The 22551-nt window shown below is 68.5% G+C and carries 20 protein-coding genes; 12 read left to right on the forward strand and 8 right to left on the reverse strand.

Annotated elements, in window-relative coordinates; translation table 11 throughout:
• Positions 1-75 precede the first annotated feature (75 nt).
• Positions 76-1824 (forward strand): HNH endonuclease signature motif containing protein, encoded by a 1749-nt coding sequence (locus JOF47_RS14000; RefSeq protein ID WP_209999519.1) that lies wholly within the window; start codon positions 76-78, stop codon positions 1822-1824.
• A gap of 102 nt (positions 1825-1926) precedes the next feature.
• Here JOF47_RS14000 and JOF47_RS14005 read toward each other — a convergent pair whose 3' ends face one another.
• Positions 1927-3900, reverse strand: a complete 1974-nt coding sequence (locus JOF47_RS14005; protein ID WP_209999521.1) for an ABC transporter ATP-binding protein — start codon at positions 3898-3900, stop codon at positions 1927-1929.
• A gap of 106 nt (positions 3901-4006) precedes the next feature.
• Between JOF47_RS14005 and JOF47_RS14010 the strand changes: the two genes are divergently transcribed.
• Positions 4007-4459 carry a MarR family winged helix-turn-helix transcriptional regulator gene (locus JOF47_RS14010; protein WP_209999523.1) on the forward strand — a complete coding sequence of 151 codons (453 nt, stop codon included), beginning with the start codon at positions 4007-4009 and terminating at the stop codon, positions 4457-4459.
• Positions 4460-4566: 107 nt separating this feature from the next.
• On the opposite strand, the gene JOF47_RS14015 is transcribed toward JOF47_RS14010, so the two are convergent.
• From JOF47_RS14015 to JOF47_RS14025, 3 genes are all read right to left on the reverse strand, one after another.
• A complete protein-coding gene (locus JOF47_RS14015) occupies positions 4567-6591 on the reverse strand; it encodes an SIP domain-containing protein (protein ID WP_209999524.1) in 2025 nt (674 codons plus the stop codon).
• Between the two features lie 8 nt (positions 6592-6599).
• Complete coding sequence (locus tag JOF47_RS14020) at positions 6600-7571, reverse strand: FecCD family ABC transporter permease (RefSeq protein ID WP_209999526.1); 972 nt, start codon at positions 7569-7571, stop codon at positions 6600-6602.
• Between the two features lie 194 nt (positions 7572-7765).
• Positions 7766-8866: a FecCD family ABC transporter permease gene (locus JOF47_RS14025; RefSeq protein ID WP_209999528.1), complete on the reverse strand. Its 1101-nt coding sequence runs from the start codon at positions 8864-8866 to the stop codon at positions 7766-7768.
• 146 nt (positions 8867-9012) lie between these two features.
• Between JOF47_RS14025 and JOF47_RS14030 the strand changes: the two genes are divergently transcribed.
• A complete protein-coding gene (locus JOF47_RS14030) occupies positions 9013-9819 on the forward strand; it encodes an MBL fold metallo-hydrolase (protein ID WP_245356855.1) in 807 nt (268 codons plus the stop codon).
• Between the two features lie 97 nt (positions 9820-9916).
• Here the strand turns inward: JOF47_RS14030 and JOF47_RS14035 are convergent, their stop codons facing one another.
• On the reverse strand, positions 9917-10963 hold the full coding sequence (locus JOF47_RS14035; RefSeq protein WP_209999532.1) for an ABC transporter substrate-binding protein: 1047 nt from the start codon (positions 10961-10963) through the stop codon (positions 9917-9919).
• A gap of 668 nt (positions 10964-11631) precedes the next feature.
• Here JOF47_RS14035 and JOF47_RS14040 point away from each other — a divergent pair.
• The 7 genes from JOF47_RS14040 to JOF47_RS14070 all read left to right on the forward strand — a co-directional run bounded on the left by JOF47_RS14040 (position 11632) and on the right by JOF47_RS14070 (position 18104).
• A complete protein-coding gene (locus tag JOF47_RS14040) occupies positions 11632-12576 on the forward strand; it encodes a siderophore ABC transporter substrate-binding protein (RefSeq protein ID WP_209999533.1) in 945 nt (314 codons plus the stop codon).
• A 25-nt stretch (positions 12577-12601) separates the two neighbouring features.
• The gene (locus tag JOF47_RS14045) at positions 12602-13642 is read left to right on the forward strand and encodes an ABC transporter permease (RefSeq protein ID WP_209999535.1); all 1041 of its coding nucleotides are present in this window, start codon (positions 12602-12604) and stop codon (positions 13640-13642) included.
• Positions 13635-14711: an iron chelate uptake ABC transporter family permease subunit gene (locus JOF47_RS14050; protein WP_245356374.1), complete on the forward strand. Its 1077-nt coding sequence runs from the start codon at positions 13635-13637 to the stop codon at positions 14709-14711. The genes JOF47_RS14045 and JOF47_RS14050 overlap by 8 nt, the downstream gene beginning before the upstream one ends.
• Positions 14708-15466, forward strand: coding sequence for an iron ABC transporter ATP-binding protein (locus tag JOF47_RS14055; RefSeq protein ID WP_209999537.1), 759 nt, complete (start codon positions 14708-14710; stop codon positions 15464-15466). The genes JOF47_RS14050 and JOF47_RS14055 overlap by 4 nt, the downstream gene beginning before the upstream one ends.
• Positions 15467-15807: 341 nt before the next feature.
• Positions 15808-15990, forward strand: a complete 183-nt coding sequence (locus JOF47_RS14060; RefSeq protein ID WP_209999539.1) for a hypothetical protein — start codon at positions 15808-15810, stop codon at positions 15988-15990.
• Positions 15991-16317 carry a hypothetical protein gene (locus JOF47_RS14065; RefSeq protein ID WP_209999541.1) on the forward strand — a complete coding sequence of 109 codons (327 nt, stop codon included), beginning with the start codon at positions 15991-15993 and terminating at the stop codon, positions 16315-16317.
• Positions 16318-16637: 320 nt separating this feature from the next.
• Positions 16638-18104, forward strand: a complete 1467-nt coding sequence (locus JOF47_RS14070; protein WP_209999543.1) for an amino acid permease — start codon at positions 16638-16640, stop codon at positions 18102-18104.
• An 83-nt stretch (positions 18105-18187) separates the two neighbouring features.
• Here JOF47_RS14070 and JOF47_RS14075 read toward each other — a convergent pair whose 3' ends face one another.
• Both JOF47_RS14075 and JOF47_RS14080 read right to left on the reverse strand, forming a co-directional pair.
• Positions 18188-19516 carry a permease gene (locus JOF47_RS14075; protein ID WP_209999545.1) on the reverse strand — a complete coding sequence of 443 codons (1329 nt, stop codon included), beginning with the start codon at positions 19514-19516 and terminating at the stop codon, positions 18188-18190.
• Entirely contained in the window at positions 19516-20289 is a 774-nt protein-coding gene (locus JOF47_RS14080) for an ABC transporter ATP-binding protein (RefSeq protein ID WP_209999547.1), read from the reverse strand. The genes JOF47_RS14075 and JOF47_RS14080 overlap by 1 nt, the downstream gene beginning before the upstream one ends.
• Before the next feature lie 140 nt (positions 20290-20429).
• Between JOF47_RS14080 and JOF47_RS14085 the strand changes: the two genes are divergently transcribed.
• Positions 20430-20690, forward strand: a complete 261-nt coding sequence (locus JOF47_RS14085) for a thioredoxin family protein (RefSeq protein ID WP_209999549.1) — start codon at positions 20430-20432, stop codon at positions 20688-20690.
• 30 nt (positions 20691-20720) lie between these two features.
• Here JOF47_RS14085 and JOF47_RS14090 read toward each other — a convergent pair whose 3' ends face one another.
• Positions 20721-21587, reverse strand: a complete 867-nt coding sequence (locus JOF47_RS14090) for a sugar phosphate isomerase/epimerase family protein (RefSeq protein ID WP_209999550.1) — start codon at positions 21585-21587, stop codon at positions 20721-20723.
• Between the two features lie 272 nt (positions 21588-21859).
• Between JOF47_RS14090 and JOF47_RS14095 the strand changes: the two genes are divergently transcribed.
• On the forward strand, positions 21860-22510 hold the full coding sequence (locus tag JOF47_RS14095) for a YqaJ viral recombinase family protein (protein WP_342592791.1): 651 nt from the start codon (positions 21860-21862) through the stop codon (positions 22508-22510).
• The last annotated feature ends 41 nt before the right edge of the window (positions 22511-22551 follow it).

Here is a 22551-nt window from a genome sequence, read left to right on the forward strand (position 1 = left end):
TCCCCGCCCGGAACTTTTCCACAACCCGCACCTCGATCGGGGACGCCCGATGCGCGCAACCGCATGCTGGGGGTCATGGAGACAACGCAATTCGTCGTATCCGTCGTGGGACACCGCGAAGATCCGGGGCGCCAGGCGACCCCGGATGACAAGTTGCGCGCCCTGTTGGTCTCGATGGACATGTGCGACTCGCTCTGTGAGGAAATCTACCGGGACACCAGCTCTCCCACCCGCGCCGCACTCTTTGCCGGCGCGGTTGAACGCGCCTCCCAACGCATGGAGCTCGCCCAGATCAAGGCCGCGGCGCTCGCCCAGCGCACGCTCGTCCACGAACTGCCGTCGGAAACCCTGACCACACTGCGCAATGTTGCCGACGACCCTCGCGACTACATCCAGGGGCGCAGCAGCCTGCCGGAGGATCCACGGGCCGCACCGACCGGGCGGCCCGAATTCAGGAACACCCTCGAATGCCTGCAGCGCATGCTGCGCATCTCCTACTTCGAGGCCCGCGACAGGCTGCATGCCGCTTGGTCCCTGCTGCCCGGCACAGACAGCAACGGGATCCCCCGGGGCCCGCGTTTCCCCGTCCTTGCCGGGCAGATCGTCTCCGGCAACGCCCGCGTCAAGGAGGTTGCAGCAGCGGCCCGCAAGCTGGACAGGCTGCGCCCGGGCATCGACGCCCGACCCGACGCCGGCGAGCTGGCCAGGCGCGTCGAGGAACGGGTGGCACGTTCCGTCGCCGAGGACACCCCGAGGGAGACCAACAAGCTTTTCGACGCCATCTCCGACCGGCTCGAAGCAGCCAACAACCTGCCCACGCCGGCCGAGGTCCGCGAGAAAACGGGCGTTTTCGTCACCCGCCGCACCCGCCACTTCACATACCTGAACGTGTGCATGCTCAACGACGATGCCGAGATCTTCCTCTCGCACTTCGCCCAATCGGACAACCCGCGCACCAAGGCGGGTGACCGCCAGGCGATGGCCGATGCCGCAACCATTCCGGGTTCGCGTTCAGATGCGGATGCGGATGCGGCAAGACCACAAGCCACTGCCGCAAACCGGGAAGCAAACCCGCCTGCCGGCGACTCCCCCGGACCGCCACCGTGGTTCGTCCCGGACCCGCCGGCCGGTTCCATCGAAACACTTCCCGCGCTGCAGGATTTCGATTTCGGCGACGCCTTCAAGGACCGCTTCAACTCCGCGAGCCCGGGCCCGGACGGCTTGACTCCCCCGCAACGGCACCTGCAGACATTGATCAACGTGATGCGTTCGGCCGGCAAGCCACCGGGCGCCAAGGCCAACCCGGGACGCAAGGGCGCCACCGGGCTGCCCGCTGCGCAACTGGTCGTCTTGATCCAGCTCGAGGCCCTCATGGGCCTGGCCAAGGGGTCCGGATACACTGCGCACGGGCTGGAGATACCGATCGGCCGCGTGCGCCGCATGCTCGCCAGCGACGGGGTGATTCCCATCGTGCTCGGCGGCCAGGGCGAGATTCTCGATGTCGGCCGGGAGAAGCGGCTGCTTCCCGACCATATGAAACGTGCGGTGCTGGCCCGTGACGGCGGATGCATCTATCCCGGGTGCACGGTGCCGCCGGAGCTCTGCGAGTTCAACCACATCGAGCAATGGCAAGACGACGGGGTGACCAGCGTGGCCAACTCGCATCCAGGCTGCCCCGCCCACCACACAATGATCGACAACGGCGAGTTGAGGGTCATCATCCACAATGGCCTGCCGCATGTGGTCCTGCCCCGGTATCTGGACCCGGAACAGATTCCGCGCAGAAATACGTACTGGCAGCCGGTGAACCCCACGCTTTTCTAGCCGCCAGGATGCAGTTGGCTCGCTCCCCGCGGACCGGGAACGGGCCTTCTGCAGCGGCGCCCGAGCTTGCGCGGGTGTGGCGCGGCGCGGCCCTTTGCGAGCCTATGCGGCCGGCGCGAGCAACGCTTCGGCGGATTGCGCGGTTCCCAATTCGGCCGCTTCTTCCGTACTGACTGCTTCGGTCTCGCCTGCGGCAACCAACAAGGCATAGGCCCCGCCGGATTCGCGCAGCTCCGCCGGCCGCCCGCGTTCAAGAATCGAGCCGCCGGAAAGCACCGCCAGCTGGTCGGCGTTCTCCACCGTGGACAACCGGTGGGCGATCATCAGTGTGGTGCGGCCCCGTGCCAGTCGGTCGAGTGCGGCCTGCACCAGCGCCTCGGTGGTGTTGTCCAGCGCGCTGGTCGCCTCGTCGAGCACCAGCACCCGCGGGTTGCGCAGGATCGTGCGGGCAATGGCCAGCCGCTGCTGCTCCCCGCCGGAGAAACGGTGGCCGCGGGCGCCCACCAACGTGTCCAGGCCGTCGGGCAGCCCGGCCACGAGGTCGGCGATCTGCGCCGAGGCCAGCGCCTTCCACAGCGTCGCGTCGTCGGCGTCCGGGTCCGCCAGCAGCAGGTTCTCGCGGATCGAGGCGTGGATCAGGTACGTTTCCTGGGAGACCACGCCGACGATCTTGTTCAGGGTCTCCGGGGCGAGCTCGCGCACGTCGATCCCGTCGATGGTGATCCGGCCGGAACTCGGGTCGTGCAGGCGCGGCAGCAGGGCGCCGAGCGTGGACTTGCCCGATCCGGTGGGCCCGACGACCGCTGTGGCGGTGCCGGGTTCCAATTCCAGGTCGATCCCGTGCAGCACCTCGGTCCCGTCGATGTAGGCGAAGCCGACGCCCTCGAAGCGCACGCGCCCCTGAACGGTTTCCGGGTCAAGCCCCGTCGGGCTGGCCGGCGCCTTGATCTCCGGGTCCATGTCCAGGTACTCGAAGATGCGGCTGAACAGGGCCATGGCGGTGACCCACTGGACCCCGACGTTCAGCAGCCCCATGATCGGGCGGAAGATCGCGCCCTGTAGGGCGGTGAACGCAACAAGCGTGCCGATGGTCATCCCGCCTGAGGTGGCGGGGAAGCCGGCGGCCAGGTAGATGACCGCGGGGATCGCGGCGAACACGATGCTCATGGTGGCCATGCGCCAGCGTCCGGCCAGCTGGCTGCGCATTTCCAGGTCGATGAGCCGGTGCGAGGAGGCGGAGAAGCGCAACACATCGCGGCCCGTGGTGCCAAGGGTCTTGGCCAGGCGGATCCCTGAGACGGAGAGCCCCTCCTCGATCTGCGTGTACATGCCGGCGAGCTCCTGCTGCCGTGCGGTGGTCACGTCGCGGCGCATCAGCGCAACCTTGCGCGAAAGCCAGATCGACGGCGGCAGCACCACCAGCGAGAGCAGGCTCATCCGCGGGGAGAGCGCGACCATCGCGATGGCGGTGGCCACGGCCGTGGTCAGGTTGGAGGCGATGGAGGTGGCGGTGGAGGTGACCACGTTCTGCATGCCGGCGATGTCGTTGGTCAGCCGCGACTGCACCTCGCCGCCGCGGGTGCGGGTGAAGAAGCCCAGCGACTGGGCCTGCAGGTGCGTGAACAACCTGGTCCGCAGCTCGTGCATGACCCTTTGGCCCATCTTGGTGGCCATCCAGGTTTGCACGACGCCGATCGCGGCGGTGGCCGCGGCGACGGCAACGAGTCCGCCGGCGAGCCAGGCCAGCAGGGCCAGGTTTTGGTGCGGCAGCGCGTCGTCGATGATGGCGCGGATCAGGAACGGCTGGGCCAGCCCGATGACCGAGGCGGCGGAGATGAGCAGCACGACCACGGCGATCGTGAACTTGTGCGGCTTGAACAGGGCGGCGATCCGGGAGAGCTTCACCGGATGGAGCTTGACCTGCTTGAGGTCCGCGGGGTTCAGGCGGGCGACGGGGCCGACCGGGCCGCCGGTGCCGCGTCCTCCCCCGCCGCCGGGCGCGGCACCGGCGGGGTTTTTGGCCGAATGGCCCTGGCCCGATCGGGCCGCGCTGGAAGATGAACTCGATTCCAACATGCGCACCACCTTTCGTGGTGGTTATGGGTGCGGGGTTCGCACCACGTCTTTGTTGAGGTTACCTCACTATGTGGCTACCGGTCAAATGTGGCGTAGAGTTGGGCGCATGCAACCCCGCACCGAATCCCCCGCACAGGGCGACCTTTCCGAGCTGTTTCACCGCGCGTTCCGGGCGCTTCGGCATTCCTGGGTGGAGCAGCTGGCCCCTTTCGAACTGACCCCGCACCAGTTCCGCGCCATGCAGGCGCTGGCCCGCACCTCCCTCGATTCCCCGGGCGGCGAGGGGCTGCGTCTCAAGGACGTTGCCGAACGCCTGCACATCGCCCCGCGTTCGGCCACCGAGGTCATGGACCAGCTCGAGGCCAAGTCGCTGGTGCAGCGCGCGGCGGACCCCGTGGACCGGCGCGCCACCCTGGTCAAGCTCACCCCCGAGGGCCAAAAACTCTCCGACCGGGTGCGGGCCGCGCGCCGCGGCCACACCGAGCAGTACTTTGGCAGGCTCAACGCCAACGACCGCGCCGAACTCGCCCGCATCCTGGCCCAGCTTGGCCCGATGTAGTCCTGCGCGACGAACCGCAGGGTCCACAACAAAGGGCGCGCTGCCGCACCACCTCGCGGGTGGCGGGCAACGCGCCCTGTCGGGTTTCGACCGGATTTCGGTCTGGGTTAGCCCTCGGACTTGCCGCGCCGCCAGTAGCCCATGAAGGCGACCTGCTTGCGGTCCATGCCGGCATCGCGTACCAGGTAGCGGCGCAGCTCCTTGATCATGCCGGCCTCGCCCGCCAGCCAGGCGTAGAACGGCTGGGTGGAGGCGGTGGCCGTTTCCCACAGGATCGTCTCGTCGACGTCGACGTCCTCCGGGTCAGCGCCCGTGACCACGGCGCCCGCGGCGGGGATCGCCACCGTGGAGCGGACCGCGGAGGCCAGCAGCTCGCCGTGCGGATGCGACCCTCGCGGCAGCCACTGCACCGAGACACCCGACCGGGTCGAGGAACCCTGGATGTCCTCTGTGGTGGGGACCTCGATCAGCGCGTGCCCGGTGATGCCGGCCGGAAGCGACTCGAGGATGGAGCAGATCGCCGGGGCGGCGGTCTCGTCTCCGGCCAGCAGGATGCGCGTGGCAGTCCCGGGGCGGAACTCGATGCCGCCGTAGTTCGCGTCGCACAGCGCCGCGTTCGGTCCCAGGATCAGCAGCTCGTCGCCCAGCTGGGCCTGCGCGGCCCAGACGGTGGCGGGGCCGCCGGTGAGCCGGCCGCCCTCGGTGCGCAGGTGCAGCACAAAGTCGATGTCGATCTCCGGCTCGCCGCCGCGGTTGTCGCGGTGCCCGGCCGGGCGCAGCGCGCGCGCCGTGTAGGTGCGCATGGAACCGCGCTCGCCCTCCGGCAGCGCCAGCCAGCGCCGGTACCAGCCCGAGGCCTCGTCCTCGGCCAGCAGCGCGCCGGGGCGCAGCGAGGAAAACTCGTCGGGCAGCTCGGCGCCCGTGGCGTTTTCCAGCACCCCGGCCCCGTGGGTGGGGGTCGGCGGGATCATCAGCTTGATGCGCAGGTCCAGCGGGGCGTCCCCGGCGCCGAAGTGCGCCAGATCGGCGCCGGCAAAGGTGACGCGCTTGAAGTTCTTCCCGACGCTTGCGACATCGACCACGCGGGTGGCGAAGGCCAGCATCTCGCTGATTTCCTCCGCACGGCGCAGCGGCGGGGCCCCGGGCATCGGTGAATCCCCGGGGCCCGGCGCCGGGGCGCCGGCGCCCTCCGCAGGATCCCCGGTCGATGCCGCGGTCGCTTCAACGGCCTCCTCGGCCGCCTCGGCCCGGACCGTCGACGGGGCGCCGCTGCCCGGTGCGGGCTCGACCTCCGGCGGCTGGGTGCGGTAGATGCCCCTGGCCGCCAGCACCGATTCGGCGCGCAGCACGCGGTGCCGGCCGATCGGCAGCACCAGCGGGGTGCCAGCAACCGGATCGGGAATCACCCGGCACGGCATGCCGAAGACGTTTTTGACCAGGTCCTCGGTGACCACCGTGGCGGGGTGCCCGGCGGCGACGATCTTGCCGTGCTTCAGCGCCACCAGGTGGTCGGCGTAGCGGGCGGCGAGGTTCAGGTCGTGCAGCACGATCACCACGGTGGTGCCGCGGGTGCGGTTGAGCTCGGAGATGACATCGAGCACCTCCAGCTGGTGGGCCACGTCCAGGTAGGTGGTCGGCTCGTCGAGCAGCAGCAGCTCGGTTTCCTGGGCCAGGGCCATGGCGATCCAGACGCGCTGGCGCTGCCCGCCGGAGAGCTCGTCGATCGGGCGCTCGGCCAGGTCGGTGGTGCCGGTGAGCTTCATGGCGCGTTCCACAGCCGCCTCGTCCTCCGCGTTCCAGCGCTTGAACCAGCCCTGGTGCGGGTAGCGGCCGCGGCCGACCAGTTCGCGCACGGTGATTCCGTCCGGCGCGGTGGGGGTCTGCGGCAACAGGCCCAGCATCTTGGCGACCTCGCGCGCGGGGCGGGTGTGGATGTCCTGCCCGTCCAGCAGCACCTTGCCGCCGGCCGGCTTCAGCAGCCGGGCCAGGCCGCGCAGCAGCGTCGACTTGCCGCAGCCGTTGGCGCCCACGATGATCGTCACCTCGCCCTTGGGCAGCTGCAGCGAAAGTTCGTCGACGATACTCACCGCATCGTAGGCGAGCGTGAGGTCCTGTGCTTCAAGAAGTGCCATGTGTACCCTCAGGTTCCTTCCTTGTTGGTGCGCACCAGGACCCAAATCAGGAACGGTGCTCCCAGCGCGCCGGTGACGACGCCGACTGGCAATTCTACGTTGGGGACGATGTTCGAGGCGATGAAGTTCGCGCCCACCACCAGCAGCGCCCCCATGAGCGCGGCCGATCCCAGGTGGCTGCGGCCCCCGCACAGGCGGATGGCCAGCGGCCCGGCCAGGAAGGCGACGAACGCCAGCGGGCCGGTCACCGCGGTGGCCACGGCGGTGAGCCCGACGCCCAGCAGGATCAGCCCCAGCCGGGCGGGCCGCACGGCCAGCCCCAGGCCGGCGGCCGAGTCGTCGCCCAGCTCCAGGATGCGCAGCTTGGCGGCGGCCGGCACCAGCAGCGGCATGAGGATGGCCAGCGCCGCGGCCAGCAGCCCCGCGCGTTCCCAGGTGCTCGCGGAGAGCGATCCGGTGAGCCAGCGCAGCGCGTCCCCGGCGGTGCGCACGTCGGTGCGGGTGAGCAGGTACTGGATCAGCGCCTGCAGCAGCGCCGCCACCGCGATCCCGGCGAGGATCAGCCGCGGGCCGGTGTGTTTGCCGGCATCGGCCATCGCGTAGATGAACAGCGCCACGGCCAGCGCGCCGGCGCAGGCGATGAGCGACAGTCCGATCCCCTGCGCGCCGAAGAGCAGCATGCCCGTCACGGCCGCGGCGCTGGCGCCGTAGCCGACGCCGATCACGTCGGGGCTGGCCAGCGGGTTGCGCAGCATGCGCTGGAAGATCGCCCCGGAGGCGCCGAACGCGGCGCCCGCCAGCACGCCGACCGCCGCCTGCGGCAGCCTGTCCTCCCACAGCATGAAGGAGACGCCCGGCACGCGTTCGCCGCCCAGGGCCGCCAGCAGGTCGGGCAGCTCGATCGGGCTTCGCCCGGCCAACAGGTCCAGGGCGATGGCGACCAGGACGCCGATCGCGGCCAGCACGTTGAACAAGGCCACGGAACCGCGCCGAACGCGCGCCCGCGGGCGGCCGGCCCCGCGTGGATTGCCGCCGCGAACCCCGCCGGAATCCCGGCCGGAATTCCGGCCAGAGTTCCGCCCAGGATTCCCCTCGGGGTTCCCGCGCGGATCCGCAGCGGCTGCTGTTGCCGCCGGTTCCCCGGCGTACGTGGGTACGGATGCGGATCGAACACTCACAGGGACACCTTCCGTCCGCGGCGCAGCAGCCAGAGGAAGATCGGGGCGCCGATCACCGCGGTCATGACGCCGACCTGCACCTCGGCGGGCGGTGCGATGACCCGGCCCAGCACGTCGGCGCAGAGCAGCAGCACCGGGCCGGCAAGCATGGAAAGCGGCAGCAGCCAGCGGTAGTCGGAGCCGATGAGCGCGCGCACGGCGTGCGGCACGATCAGCCCGACGAACCCGATGGGCCCGGCCAGCGCCGTGGCGGCGCCGCAGAGCAGCACCACGCCCGCGGCGGAGACCGCCCGCCCGCGCCCGACCTGGAAGCCGAGTCCGCGCGCGGAATCGTCCCCGAGCGAGAGCGCGTTGAACAGCCTGGCGCCGAACAGCACCAGCACCGCACCGAGCGCCAGGAAGGGCAGCACCGAGAGCATCTCCGGGACCTCCCGGGCGCCCAGCGTGCCGACCTGCCAGAACCTGAAACGGTCAAGCGCCTCCGGGCCAAGCATCAGCACCGCGCTGGTGAGCGAGCCCATGCCCGCCGCCATCGCGGCGCCCGCGAGCGCCAGCTTCATCGGAGTGGCGCCCTCGCGGCCAAGGCTCGCGACCAGGTAGACCAGCACCGCGGCTGCCGCGGCCCCCGCGAATGCAAAGAGGATGTAGCCCTGCAGGGTGCCCACCGCGAAGAAGTGGATGCCCAGCACCACGGCCAGCGCGGCACCGGCGTTCACGCCCAGGATGCCCGGGTCGGCCAGCGGGTTGCGGGCGATGCCCTGCATTCCGGCGCCCGCCAGGCCCAACGCCGCGCCGATCAGCAGGCCGGCGACGGTACGCGGGACGCGGGAGTGCACCACCGCGTGGTCGCCGTTGGCGGCGTCGAAGTTCGTCAGCGCCTCCCACACCGTGTGCGGGGCGATCGGCCGGGCGCCCACCAGCAGCGAGAGGAACACGGCGGCAAGCAGCGCGGCGAGCAGCACCAGCACCAGGCCCGCGGGGTGCAGCGCCCGGCGCCGCACTGCATGTGCATCGGCGGGAACCGGTCCCGGGCTGGCCACGGGGGCCGGCACCTGGTCCCGGGGCGCCGTGGCCGCGGTTTGTGGATTCTGTCTCATGCCTCTGTCCCTGTGTTGCGGCCCTGGGCTGTGCCCGGCAGGCGTCGCACTGCGTCATGTTTCACGGCCGCCGACAGCGACCACTGAATTTTACTGGTTTTCCCCGGGGTTCCCCAGCGAGCGCACCCTAGACTGGGCCCATGAGCATGCAGCCCCACACGGAATTTGTCCCAGCCTTGCAACTCTCTTCCCGGGCCGCGGTCCGGTTGGCCCCCAACCCGGGTCCGATGTCGCTGGAGGGAACCAATTCCTACATCCTGCGCGGGGCAGGCAACGAGCATGCGGTCATCGTGGATCCGGGGCCCGACCACGCCGGGCACCTGGCCGCGCTGGCCGCCGAGTCCGTGGAACTGATCCTCATCACCCACCGGCACCACGACCACACCGAGGGCATCGACACCCTGCATCGCCTCACCGGCGCGCCCGTCCGCGCGTTCCTGCCCGAACATTGCCGGGCCGCCGATCCGCTCGCGGACGGCGAATGGATCGAGGCCGCCGGAACGCGAATCCAGGTGCTTGCCACCCCGGGCCACACCTCGGATTCGTTGAGTTTCTTCCTGCCCGAGGACGGCGCCAACGGGTCCATGCTCACCGGTGACACCATCCTGGGCCGCGGCACCACCATCCTGGACGCGCCCGACGGCACGCTGGGCGACTATCTGGGCACCCTGGACCGCCTGGCCAAGGCGCCCGATGCGTTGGTGCTGCCGGCGCACGGGCCCGTGCTGGTCTCGCTGCACAAGGTCGTTGCCGAGTACCGCGCGCATCGTCTGGCGCGCCTGGAGCAGATCCGTGCGGCGCTGGCGGGTCTGCGTGCCTCCGGCGTCGGCGAGCCCGGCATCGTCCAGGTCGCGGACGTCGTCTATGCGGATGTAGATCCCTCCGTGCGCCGGGCAGCAGAAATCTCCGTGGCTGCGCAATTGCGCTACCTCGGAGATCTCGGCGAGTACTGAGCGCTCGCGGACGCTGCGCACGGGGATCATGGGCACTGATCGGCGGCGATCCCCGCCGTCCCGACCTTCCGGGCCGGCGGGGATCACTGCTTCTCGGTTACTTTCCCGTTGCTGCCTGGGCGGCGGCCGCCAGCTTCGGGACCACCTTGTCGATGGCCCACTGCACGGACAATGGCGAGGTTGCGGATACGGAGAGCACGTCCATGTCGCTGTCCACGGCCACCAGTCCGCCCTTGGCCACGGCCGGGATCTGGGCGAAGAGCTTGTTCTCGGTGATCGCCTTGGTGCTCGATCCGGCAGGAATCCAGGTGAAGAACACGTCGGATTCCAGTTCGTTGGCGCGCTCCGCCGACCATGGCAGGTAGAACTCGCCTTCCTTGACGTTCTCGTCCACGATCTTCGCCTGGGTCATGCCCAGTGCGGAGAGGAAGCGCGGGCGGTTGTCGCCCGAGGCGTAGAGGTTGATGCCGCCGTCGGCCGGTTCCAGGTTGCCCGCGATGAACGTGGTGTCCTTGAAGACAGGGTTGGATTCACCGGTAGCGGCGAGCTTGCCTTCAAGCTCGGCGATCAGGCTCTTGGCCTCGGTGTCCTTTCCCAGCGCCTTGCCCACGGCCGAGGTCACAGACTGCCAGCTGGCGGTGTAGTTCGGTGCCACCGGGCCGATGACGGGTGCGATCTTGGAAAGCTTCTCGTACTCGTCCTTCGTCAGGCCCGAGTAGCCGGCGACGATCAGGTCGGGCTGCGTTTCGGCGATGGCGGTGAAATTCACGCCGTCGGCTTCCGCATACTGCACGGGAGCCTTCTCGCTGCCGATCGGGGCACCGAGCTCCTCGAGCTTGGCGTCCTTCCAGTCGGTGGAGTTCTTCGCGTTGTTGCCCCAAACGTCGGTTGCCATGCCTACCGGCACAACGCCCAAGGCCAGCACGGCATCGGCGTTCACCCAGGAAACCGTCGCAATGCGCTCCGGCTTCTTGGCGATCTCGGTGGTGCCGTAGATGTGCTCAACGGTGACGGGGAAGGCGGACTCTGCTGCGGCAGGCGAGGTGCTTGCGGCCTCGGGAGCGGCGCTGCCGCATGCGCTCAAGCTCAGGGCAAGGGCTGCGGCTGCTGCGGCGAAGATGCCGGCGCGTCGGGAGAACTCCATGAAATAAATCCTTCGATGACTCATACAGGGTGCCTGCGCAAGCTGGAGGGGGAACGCATCGTTGCGCAAGCAGGTGACGAGTAAGGCTAACCTCGCAAAAAGAAATTACGCAACACAAGTTGGATCTATTCGTCATGCGCCAACGGCACGCGATGGAGCAAATCCCCTAGATGCTGCGCCCCCCGAAGATTTGCGTGATCAGCAACACACGCCGGGAATGCCCGGCCGCCATTCGCCAAAAAGCCCCCGCACCCGCCAGGCTCTTCCCCGCAAGCGATCTTCCTGCCTGCGAACCGCACGGCTAAAGGAGGGGTAGACGGCGGCACGCGGCACGCGATCGCATGACCGCGCACGGGCGAGTCCGTTACGAACGGACCCACACCCATATCCGCCCCTAGCATTCGCGAGAACCAGGGAACCGACACGTTCCTGACCAGCAACTTGAGTTATGTCCGAGATCACATTTCGAGACTTATTTTCGCCAAAACCGCAAGGTCATAGGGTTTATTAGGTAAACCTACCTCGGGACCTCGTCCCATTCGAGGCGCCGTGGTTTGCGCATAGGTGCGCCTTATCTATAGCGTTGCACCTAAGTCCATTTACGCAATGAGGTTGTTCGCTAATTGCCCGACGCCTCTTGTTTCAGCACCATCAACGGAGAAAAGACAGTGAAGATTTCCTTCCGAACTGCCCTCGGCGCCGTAGCCGCCGGCGTATCCCTGCTCGCTCTGACCGCTTGCGGTGGCTCCACCGAATCCGGTGCAAATGCAGCAGACGCAAAGACCGTCGAGATCACCCATAAGCAGGGCACCACCAAGGTTCCGGTGAACCCGGAGACCGTCTACACCTTCGACCTGGGCGTACTGGATTCGATGAACGCACTGGGCCTCGAGGCCGATGGCGTTCCGGAAACCAATTACCCGGAGTCCCTCGCCAAGTACAACGACGCGAAGGTCACCAAGATCGGCTCCATGAAGGAACCGGACTTCGAAGCCATTTCGAACGGCAACCCGGACCTGATCATCATCACCGGTCGCACCTCGGGTTCCTACGCGGAACTCTCCAAGATCGCCCCGACCGTGGATCTCTCGGTGGATGCCACCAATCCGCTTGAGTCCTTCAAGGAACAGGCCGGCAAGATCGGCAAGATCTTCGACGTCGAAACCAAGGTCGACGAACAGCTCGCCGCACTGGACACGAAGATCACCGACACCAAGGCCAAGAGCGCCAACGCGGGCAAGGGCCTGATCATCATGACCTCCGGCGGCGAACTGACCGCCTACGGCGCGGGATCGCGCTTCGGCCTGATCCACGACGTGCTCGGCGTTGCAACCGTCGCGGACATCAAGTCCGAGGGCGCGCACGGCGAATCGATCTCCTTCGAATTCCTGAAGACCAACAACCCGGACACCCTGTACGTGGTCGACCGCGATTCGGCCATGGGCACCGCGGGCGAGGCCTCCAAGGCCGTGCTGGACAACGAGCTGGTCAAGTCCACCAATGCCGCGAAGAACGAGAAGATCGTCAACCTGGACTCCAACGCCTGGTACATGATCGGCTACGGCCTGAACAACACCAACAAGATGATCGACGAGGTTGCGGCGGGCCTCTAGGCCCGGACACAACCCCCGTCAGACCATGAGTGCACCAGTGCTGCCCGAGACGGTCGCCGCGGATGAAATTCCCGCGGCGGCCGTTCGGCGTACCCGAAAGATTTCCGAAACCACCTGGCTGGTCCTTGGTTCCGCGGGCGTGCTCGGCCTCGCGTTCGCGAGTTTGTTCGTCGGCGTCTCCGACGTCACGCTGCCCCAGCTGCTCTCCGGCGACGCCGAGGCCTGGGAGCTGCTGTGGATCTCGCGCCTGCCGCGCACCCTGGCCGTCCTGCTGGCCGGGACCGCGGTGGCCGTTGCGGGGTTGATCATGCAGCTGATGGTGCGCAACAGGTTCGTCGAACCCTCCACCGTGGGCACCGTGGAATCGGCGACGCTGGGTATCCTGGTGGTCACCGTCGCGCTGCCGGCCGCACCGATGATCCTGAAGATGGGCGTGGCGTCCGTGTTCGCGCTCGGCGGCACCGCGCTCTTCCTTGCGGTGCTGTCCCGGCTGCCGGTCCGCAACACGCTGCTGGTGCCGATCGTCGGCATCATGCTCGGCGGGGTGATCGGCTCCGTGACGACCTTCTTCGCCTACAAGTACGACCTGCTCCAGACGCTGAGCAACTGGATGATCGGCGATTTCTCCGGGGTGCTGCGCGGGCGCTACGAGCTGCTGTGGATCGTCGCGATCCTCACGGTGATCGGCTACGTCGCGGCGGACAGGTTCACAGTTGCCGGGCTGGGCGCCGACTTCACCACGAACTTGGGGCTCAACCACAAGGCGATCATGCGCCTGGGCCTGGTGCTGGTCTCGCTGATCTCCGCGGTGGTGGTGACCACCGTGGGCGCGGTGCCGTTCCTGGGGCTGATCGTGCCGAACATCGTCTCGCTGCTCTTCGGCGACAACCTGCGCCGCGCGGTACCGTGGACTGCGCTCTTCGGCGCGGGCTTCGTGCTGGTCTGCGACGTGATCGGCCGCACCATCCGCTACCCCTACGAGGTGCCGGTGGGCATGGTCATGAGCGTGCTCGGCGCCACCGTCTTCCTGGCGCTGCTGCTACGAACCAGGAAGTCCCATGGCTAAGCCCCTGGCCCCATCCACCCCGGTCTCCCCCGGTGACGACGGCGACCTCACCCCCGGGCATTCGCGCGGAGTCTCCCGCCCCGGGCGGCGTTTCGCCCCGCGATCGTTCTCCCTCAAGCGCATGTCCCCCGCCGTGCTCATCACGCTGCTGGGCGTTCTGGCGGTGCTGAGCATCGTGCTGTTCATGACGATCGACCTGCGCGGGAACCTCTCCTACGCGCTGACCCGGCGCGGCATCCGCGTCGGCGCCATGCTGGTGGTCGCCGTCGCCGTCGGCCTGTCCACGCTGATGTTCCAGACCGTGACGTCCAACCGGATCCTGACCCCGTCGATCATGGGGTTCGACGCGCTGTACATCCTGATCCAGACCGCGCTGGTCTTCACGCTGGGCTCCTCCACGTTGCTCACGGCGTCCCCGTCGCTGAAGTTCGCGGTGGAAGTGGGGCTGATGGTGGTGTTCTCCGGGCTGCTCTACCGCTGGCTGTTCACCGGCGGCAACGGGTCGCTGCACCTGATGCTGCTGGTCGGCATCGTGATCGGCACGCTCTTCCGCGGGTTCTCGTCGCTGCTGCAGCGGCTGATGGAACCCAGCGAGTACATCGTGCTGCAGGATTTGTTCTTCGCGTCCTTCAACCAGGTGGACCCGGTGCTGCTGGGCATCTCCGCGGTGGTGGTCGCGCTGGTCGCCGCCGTGGCCTGGCGTCTGCGCAAGAGCTTCGATGTGCTGGCGCTGGGCCGCGAAACGGCCATCAACCTTGGCGTCGACCACCGGCGCATCGTCACCCTGGTGCTGGTGCTTTGCTCGGTGCTGGTGGCGGTGTCCACCGCGCTGGTGGGGCCGGTGACGTTCTTCGGCCTGCTGGTCGTCTCCCTCGCCTACCAAACGGTGCGCAAGTTCTCCCACGCGGCGCTGATCCCGATCGTATGCCTGCTCGGTGTCATCACGTTGGTCGGCGGTCAGCTGGTGCTCGAGCGGGTCTTCGGCTTCGCCACGGCGCTGAGCGTGATCATCGAGTTCGCCGGCGGCCTGCTGTTCCTCTACCTGCTCCTGAAGGGTTCCCTGAAGTGATCCGCATCGAAAACCTCGTCAAGTCCTACTCCGGGACGAGGGTCGTCGATTCCGTCACCACCGACATCCCGGCCGGCGGCGTCACCTCCATCATCGGGCCCAACGGCGCGGGCAAGTCCACGCTGCTCTCGCTGATCTCCCGCCTGTCCCCCATGGATGCCGGCAGCGTGTCAATCGCCGGGCTGGACGTGTCCACCACGCCGAGCAAGGACCTGGCCCGCTCGATGGCGATCCTGCGGCAGGAAAACCACATCACCATGCGGCTGCGCGTGCGCGACCTGGTGGGATTCGGGCGCTTCCCGCACTCCGGCGGACACCCCACGGCCGTGGACCGGGTGCACATCGACTCGGCCATGGCGCAGCTGGACCTGACCGAGCTTGCCGACCGCTTCCTGGACGAGCTCTCCGGCGGGCAGCGCCAGCGCGCCTACATCGCCATGGTGCTGGCCCAGGACACCGACTACCTGCTGCTCGACGAGCCGCTGAACAACCTGGACATGAAGCACTCGGTCGAGATGATGCGGATGATCCGCCGGCTGGCCGACGAGCTGGGCAAGACCGTGGTGATCGTCATCCACGACATCAACTTCGCTTCCTGCTACTCGGACACGATCCTGGCGATGCGCAACGGCGTGCTGGTGCACCAGGGCACGCCCGCCCAGATCATGCAGGGCGAGGTGCTGCGCGACGTGTACGACATCGACATCCGGATCGAGGAGATCGACGGGAACAGGATCGGCGTGTACTTCGCGTAGGGATTGCCCGGATTCTTTCCCGTCGCAAGTGATTTGCCCGATTTCTGCGCGGGATTACGGGGAAGTTGCTTTGCGATGCCGGACTGGAAGTCGGTTGGATGGTTGACCGCGGAACGGGAGTGTTTGTTGGCCTTGGGGCCTACGGGCGCTCCCGTTTTTTTGCGTTGCGTTGGCAGGCGGGGGCCGCCGCATGGGCCGACACCCCCGGGGCTGCAGTCCTTGGATGGTTCCTGCGCGGATCCGCATCGATTATGCTCCGGATAACAGCCGACCAACCGCGGAGCAAGGGGAAACTCGCGGTAGGGACCATATGGCTTTTGCGCCACCGGCGGATCCGCAAGTTGCCCAATGTCCACAGGGACAGGGAAAGCATCATCACGCGCGGGTTCTTCGCCTCCGAACAGGCGGCGCGCGAGGCCATCGCCCGCCATCGTGATGCCGAAGGCTTCATCGACTATCCCGATGCATGGGACATCCGCGAGCTGCCACTCGATGTGCTGCTCCCAGAACCGGTGGCGGTCTAGATGGACGAGCCGGAGTGTGAACCCCTTTGGCTGGTCTACCGATGGCAGAACGAACGCAATGAACGCGCCGGCCATGCCGAGCTGCTTCACGGCGTGTTCACCACCAGGGACGCGGCCGAGCAGGCGCTGTTGGCGCTGCGGAAGATCGACGGCCAAAGTGCCGGAAAGGTGCGCGTTGAGGAGGATTCCCTTGGCGGGTACGGCGGGTACGAGCAGGGCTTCTTCGAGTACGATCCCGCCGAGTACCGCAGGCGGGGCAAGAAAACCCCTCGCCCGAACCGGCACAAGGGCTTCGCACCGAAAGACCCGGAACCGTTTCGCCCATAAGGGCGGCGCGGGTTCCCGCATGACGCAGCTGCACGTTGGAATCCAGCAAGGGCAACGCGTCGTTTGCAGCGTTGTGCATGCGACCCCGCGGGAGTGAGTGAATTTGCATTGCGCGTTTTCGGGTTTTTCATTCCACAAAGTGCGCGATCGGCCCTAAAAACCGATTAACCACTAGGGGTTCGGGGTAAGTTTGCCCACATCCCGGGCACCCGCACGATGTTCATAACTATTCATTGACCTGCATATTGCGGGGTTTTTCGCGGGTCAGGGGCGAAACCAGGCCGAATCCGCCGGTGCCGAAGGGTGCGAAGATTCTCTGCATGACCACGCGAAACATAGCACCGGGCACGAGCAGGCCCACGCTGCGCCAACAACTTGGCGCGCGCAAGCCGATCGAGGCGTTCATCGCCGAGGCGGGCAACGGAACCGGCGACGGGCCCAAGCTGCGCCGCACGCTCGGGCTGCTGCACCTGACCATGATCAGCGTCGGCGCCACCCTGGGCACCGGCATCTTCGTAGTGCTCTCCTCCTCGGTGCCGATGGCGGGTCCAGCGGTGTGGATCTCCTTTGCGATCGCCGGGCTTGCGGCGCTCTTCGCGGCGCTGTCGTATGCGGAAATGGCCGGCGCGGTGCCGGTGTCCGGATCGAGCTACACCTACACGTACGCGACCATGGGCGAGGGCCTGGCCTGGATCTGCGGCTGGTGCCTGGTGCTCGAATACGCGGTGTCGGTCGCCGCGATCGCCGTGGGCGCCGGCGAGTACCTCAACGAGATGGCCCGCACGCTGGGCGTAGACCTGCCCGCCGCGCTGACCAATCCCCCGGGCACCGACGGCGGCGTGTTCAACATCCCGGCGCTGGCGATCGTCTTGTTCGCCACGGTGCTGCTGGTGCGCGGCACCCGCGAATCGGCGGTGGTCAACACGGTGCTGGTGTTCATCAAGATTGCCGTGCTGCTCTTCTTCATCGTGATCGCCTTCAGCGCCTTCACCTCCGGCAACTTCGATCCGCTGCTGCCCATGGGCACCGCCGGCGTCTCGGCCGCGGCGGCCCGCCTCTTCTTCTCCTACATCGGCTTTGACGCCGCCTCCACGGCCGGCGAGGAAGCCAAGAACCCGCAGCGCGACCTGCCGCGGGCGATCGTGCTCTCGATGGTGATCATCACCGCGCTGTACATCCTGGTGGCGGTTTCCGCGATCGGCGCCCGCCAGTGGAACTGGTTCGACGGCAAGGAGGCCGCACTGGCGCAGCTGCTTCAGGAGGTCACCGGCCAGGGCTGGGTGGCGCTGCTCTTCGCCGCCGGCGCGGTGCTGTCCATCGTTTCCATCGTCATCACGGTGCTCTACGGGCAGACCCGCATCCTGGTGGCGATGAGCCGCGACGGCATGGTGCCGGCGGTCTTCGGGCGGATCTCCAAGCGCAACGGCGCACCGGTGGCCGGCACCTGGATCACCGGCGGCTCCGTGGCGCTGGTGGCGGGCCTGGTGCCGCTGGGCCAGCTGGCCGACGCGACCTCGATCGGCACGCTCTTTGCGTTCTCGCTGGTGTCCCTGGCGGTCATCTTCCTGCGCCGCACACAGCCGGATCTGCCGCGCACCTTCAAGGTGCCGCTCTACCCGCTGACCCCGATCCTCGCGATCGCCTTCTGCGGCTACCTGATACTGAACCTCGGCGTGACGACCTGGGTGGTCTTCGCGATCTGGATGGCCGTCGGCGCGGTCATCTACCTGGGCTACGGCCGCCGGAAATCGAAGCTTGCCGCAAGCTGGAACGCGCCGCTTTCCTGATTTCCGCGCGCTTGACCGCGCATTGGACAACGACTGCCCCGGGTGCCGATCGATCGGTGCCCGGGGCAGCACCGTTTTCGGGGTCAGCCGACGCGGCCGGGCTTCAGCGCGCGCCCTGTGGAAGTCAGCGCCACCGCGCCGCGCACGGCCAGGGTGCCCGCAACCAGCGTGCCCAGGATGATGGCCACGGAGAGCGGTGCCATGACCATCGCCATGCCGGCCAGCGGCAGCACCAGCACGCCACTGACCGCGATCGCGCCGATCCCGACGCCGATCACCGGGGCCATGACAGAACCGGTGCGGGCCCTTTCCATGGTCGCGAGTTCGACGCCGAGCATGTGCAGGCCCGCGTAGAGGTCGGCCCGGTCAAGGGTCGCAGCGGCCTGCGTGATCGCGGTGGAGCAGGCGACCGACAGGAAGGACACCGCGATGGTGATCAGCACGCCGGTCATCACGTCGGCGCCGATGAGTGCATCGGGGCTGCCGGGGGCTGACTCCCCCGCCGCGGATTGCATCAGCGCGGCACCGCTGCCGCCGACCACTGCGACAAAGCAGGTCATCGCGACGCCGGAGACCTGCCGCCAGGCCTGCGCGGGGTTCTCCAGGATCATGCGGGCGGCGAGCAGCTGTTCGGGCCTTTCGGCGCGCTTGAGCTTGGCCTTGCCGATGAGCCCCAGCGCCCACGGGCCCACGAGGTTCAGGGCGCCGAGCCCGATGGCGAAGCCGCCCAGCAGCACGGCGATGATGATCGCCAGGGACTGGAATGCGGCCATCATCGAAAACGCCTGGTAGACGCCGAGGACCAGCACCGCCACGATGAGCGCGCGGATCCAGCGCGGCGCCGGGGCCTGGGTGCGGTTGCGCACGCCCAGCGGGGACACGATGATCCGGCGCAGCCCGAATCCGGCGGAGAGCGCCGCGACCACCACCACGCCGGCGACGACCAGGGCGATCACCCCCGGGTCCAGCCACATGGCCGCGCCGATGGCCGAGCCCTGGAAGTGGACCAGCCCGACGACCGGCGCCAGCCCCGCATAGAGGAACGTGCCGGCAAGCGCCCCGGCCAGCGCCACGGCGGCGGATTCGATCACGGTGATGCCCACGACCAGCCCCGGGGTGCCGCCGAGCAGGCGCACCGTTGACAGGCGCCGGTCCTGGCTGCGGGCCGAGAGCCGCGCGGCCGCGGCGCCAAGCACCGCGAGCGGCACCACCAGCAGGACCACGGCCAGCCCGGCGAGCATCAGGTACATGCCTGTCGCCTCGTTTTGGACGCGGTTGAAGGACAGGGCGCCCGCGGTGACGGTGAGGACCAGTGCGGAGACCAGCGCGTAGGCGCCGGCGGTGAGCAGCATCGGGGCGCGGCGTTCGCGGCTTGGCTTGCCCAGCAGCCAGGCCAGGGACAGGGCGCGCATCAGGCCGCCCGGCCCGGGGCCTGGTGCTCGGCGATGATGCGGCCGTCGCGCAGGCGGATGATCCGGTCGCAGCGGGCGGCGACGTCGGCATCGTGGGTCACCATGACCAGCGTGTTGCCGCGTCCCACGGTGGAATCCATCAGCACGGCCAGCACCTCGGCACCGGTGGCCGAATCCAGTGCGCCGGTGGGCTCGTCGGCGAAGGTCACCCGCGCGCCGGTGACCTGGGCGCGGGCGATCGCCACCCGTTGCGCCTGGCCCCCGGAGAGCTGGCCGATGCGCCGTTCCTCCAGGCCGGCCAGGCCCAGCGCCGCAAGCCATTGCGCGGCACGCGGCAGGGCCGCGGCCCGGGGCACGCCGTTGATCATCAGCGCCATCGCGACGTTTTCCACCGCGGTGAGCTCCGGGATCAGCAGCCCGGACTGGAAGACAAAGCCGAAGGACTCGCGGCGCAGCCTGGAGCGTTCCCCCTCCCCCAATGTGGTGATTTCACGCGGCGCGGTGCCGGCTCCCGCCAGCAGCACGGAGCCCGAGTCCGGGCGCTCGATCCCGGCCAGGGTGTGCAGCAACGTGGACTTGCCCGAGCCCGACGGGCCCATGATGGCAACGGACTCGCCGGCCCGGATGTCCAGGTCCACCCCGTCCAGCGCCAAGGTCGATCCGTAGGCGCGGCGCAGGGCCCGGGCGCCGAGCACGGGATGCGGGGACGGGGATGCAGCCGGGGGTGCTGCAGGGTTCGGCGGGGTCTCTGGTGCGAGGTTTGCGTCGATCATGCCACCAGCATTTCAAGTTCCGTGCCGTCGGGCATCGGAGCAGGTGATGACTTGTGCGAACGCGGCCTCCTACCCAGGGTGGAGACGGGCCGGACGGCGCGCGGGAATCGAATCCGGCGGTTCGCGGTTGCACACTGGTGATGGAACTCGTGCTCTATACCTCCACCTTCTGCGCACCCTGCGTGCGCGCCCGCTCCGTGCTCAGGGACGCCGGCACGCTGCTGCCGCAGGCCCGGATCCGGGAGGTCGACGTGCTCTCGCACCTTCGCGAGTCCGAGGAACTGCGCATAGAATCCACCCCCACGCTGGTGGTGCGCAGGAACGGGACCGAGGTGTTCAGGGCCTCCGGGGTGCCCAGCGTGCAGCAAGTGCTGGCCGCGGCCGCCCTGGCGCTGGACTAGCCGTGCCGGGAGAGGTGGCGACGGGGCCGCTCAGCGCAGTCCCCCGGACTGCAGGTTCCTGAGGAAGCCCAGCGAATCCGCGGCCAGCGCGTCCTGGGTGCTGGCCAGCGGGCGCCAGATGGACGCGGCCACCGCAAGGGAGTCGTTGGCGCCCGTGAAGCTCTTGACGCACAGCGGCCCGGCGTAGCCGGCCAGGTCCAGCGCGTGCAGGAACCCGTGCCAGTCGAAGTGGTCGGCGCCGACGGTGCCGCGGTCGTTGCCGCTGACCTGCACGTGGGCGATGTGCCCCACGGCCCGGGCCACCGACGCCGCGATGTCCCGCTCCTCGATGTTCAGGTGGAAGGTGTCAAGCGCCAGCCCCAGCCCGGGGCCGAGCAGCGGCTCGAGGGCGTCGAAGGCCTGGTCGACGGTGTTGACCAGGGAAGTTTCGTAGCGGTTCAGCGGTTCGATCGCCAGGGTGACGCCGCGTGCGGCCGCATGGTCCACCAGCGGGGCAAGGCTGGAACGCAGCTGCAGGTAGGCCGCCTCTCGTTCGGGGTCACCCATGGCCCGGGTGCGGCCGGTCACTGCATGGAACGGGCCGGCGACGGTCGCCGCGCCGAGGGTCGCCGCCGCATCCACGACTCCGCGCAGGTAGTCCTGCGTGGCCGAGATTTCCTGCGGCGAAGCATCGACCAGGCTGCGACCCGGCGGCATCGTTCCGATGATCACGGGGGTCAGCGTGTGGTGGGCAAGGATCTCGCGGGCCGCGGCGGCGTCCCAGTCGCCCAGGTGTTCCAGCGGGAGCTCGATGGCGTCGAACCCCAGGCTCGCGACATGTGCGGCGACTTCCTTCAGCGAGGCATCGGTCAGCGGGGAGGTCCAAACCCAGGTGTTGACGCCGAGTATGCGTTCCATGGCGGGTGTCTCCCTTGCGGTGGTCGGGCCGACGCTTTCCGGACCTGGATACTGCATCCTTGCGGCATGAAACCGCAATCCTGCCCATGGTCTCAGGCTACGCGCGGGCGGTGTTTCCGGCTAGGTTTCCGGTTAGGGGTTCGCACGGCCCCGCGGTTGCCGGGAGCCGGGCGGCGTCGGGCGGCGTCCTGTGGGCCCGCGCCGACGTGGGGAAACACCCCGGGCGGGGTCCCGGTTAGTCGATCGGGCAAATGTTGGGAAGAATGGGGCGGGTGACTTCCCTGCCGATTGATGCCCCCGCCGCGCCCTGCCTGGAGAGGATCGTTGCGGATTCCTCCGACCGGATCGCCTGGTTGCGGGCCCGTTCCCAGGGCATTACCGCCACCGATGCGGCGAAGCTTTCAACCCCGCGCAGCATCCAGTCCGCGGCCTGGGACAAGCTGAACGGCTCGAACTTCGGCGGGAACCCGTACACCGAGCACGGGCGGAACCGCGAGCCGGTGATCGCCGCGTGGGTGCAGGAAAACTTCGGCATCGCACCCTCCACCCAGCTTTTCCACGCGGCGGAGAACCGCATCCACCTGGCCACCCCGGACGGTTTGGGCATCCGGGAGACGGGCGCGGTGGAGCTGTCGGAAATCAAGACCACCAACAAGCCGTTCAAGTCGATCCCGCGGCACTACCTGCGCCAGATGTTTTGGCAGCAGTACGTGCTGGGCGCCGAACGCACGCTTTTTGTGTGGGAACCGCACGTCGACTTCGTGCCGACGCACGACGAGCCGCTGACCCGCTGGGTCGACCGCGACGATTCGGAGATCGGCGACCTGATCGGCAAGGTCGACCAGATGGTGGCGATCCTGCAGCAGCGGACCGCGGCCGCCCGCCGGCGCGAGGACTACGGGCCGGCGGCGCTGCGCCTGTAGGACGGAAGCGCCCCGGCGCGGGGGACCTCCTGCGGCTCCTG

The sequence above is a fragment of the Paeniglutamicibacter kerguelensis genome, assembly GCF_017876535.1.
Classification (GTDB): Bacteria; Actinomycetota; Actinomycetes; order Actinomycetales; family Micrococcaceae; genus Paeniglutamicibacter; species Paeniglutamicibacter kerguelensis.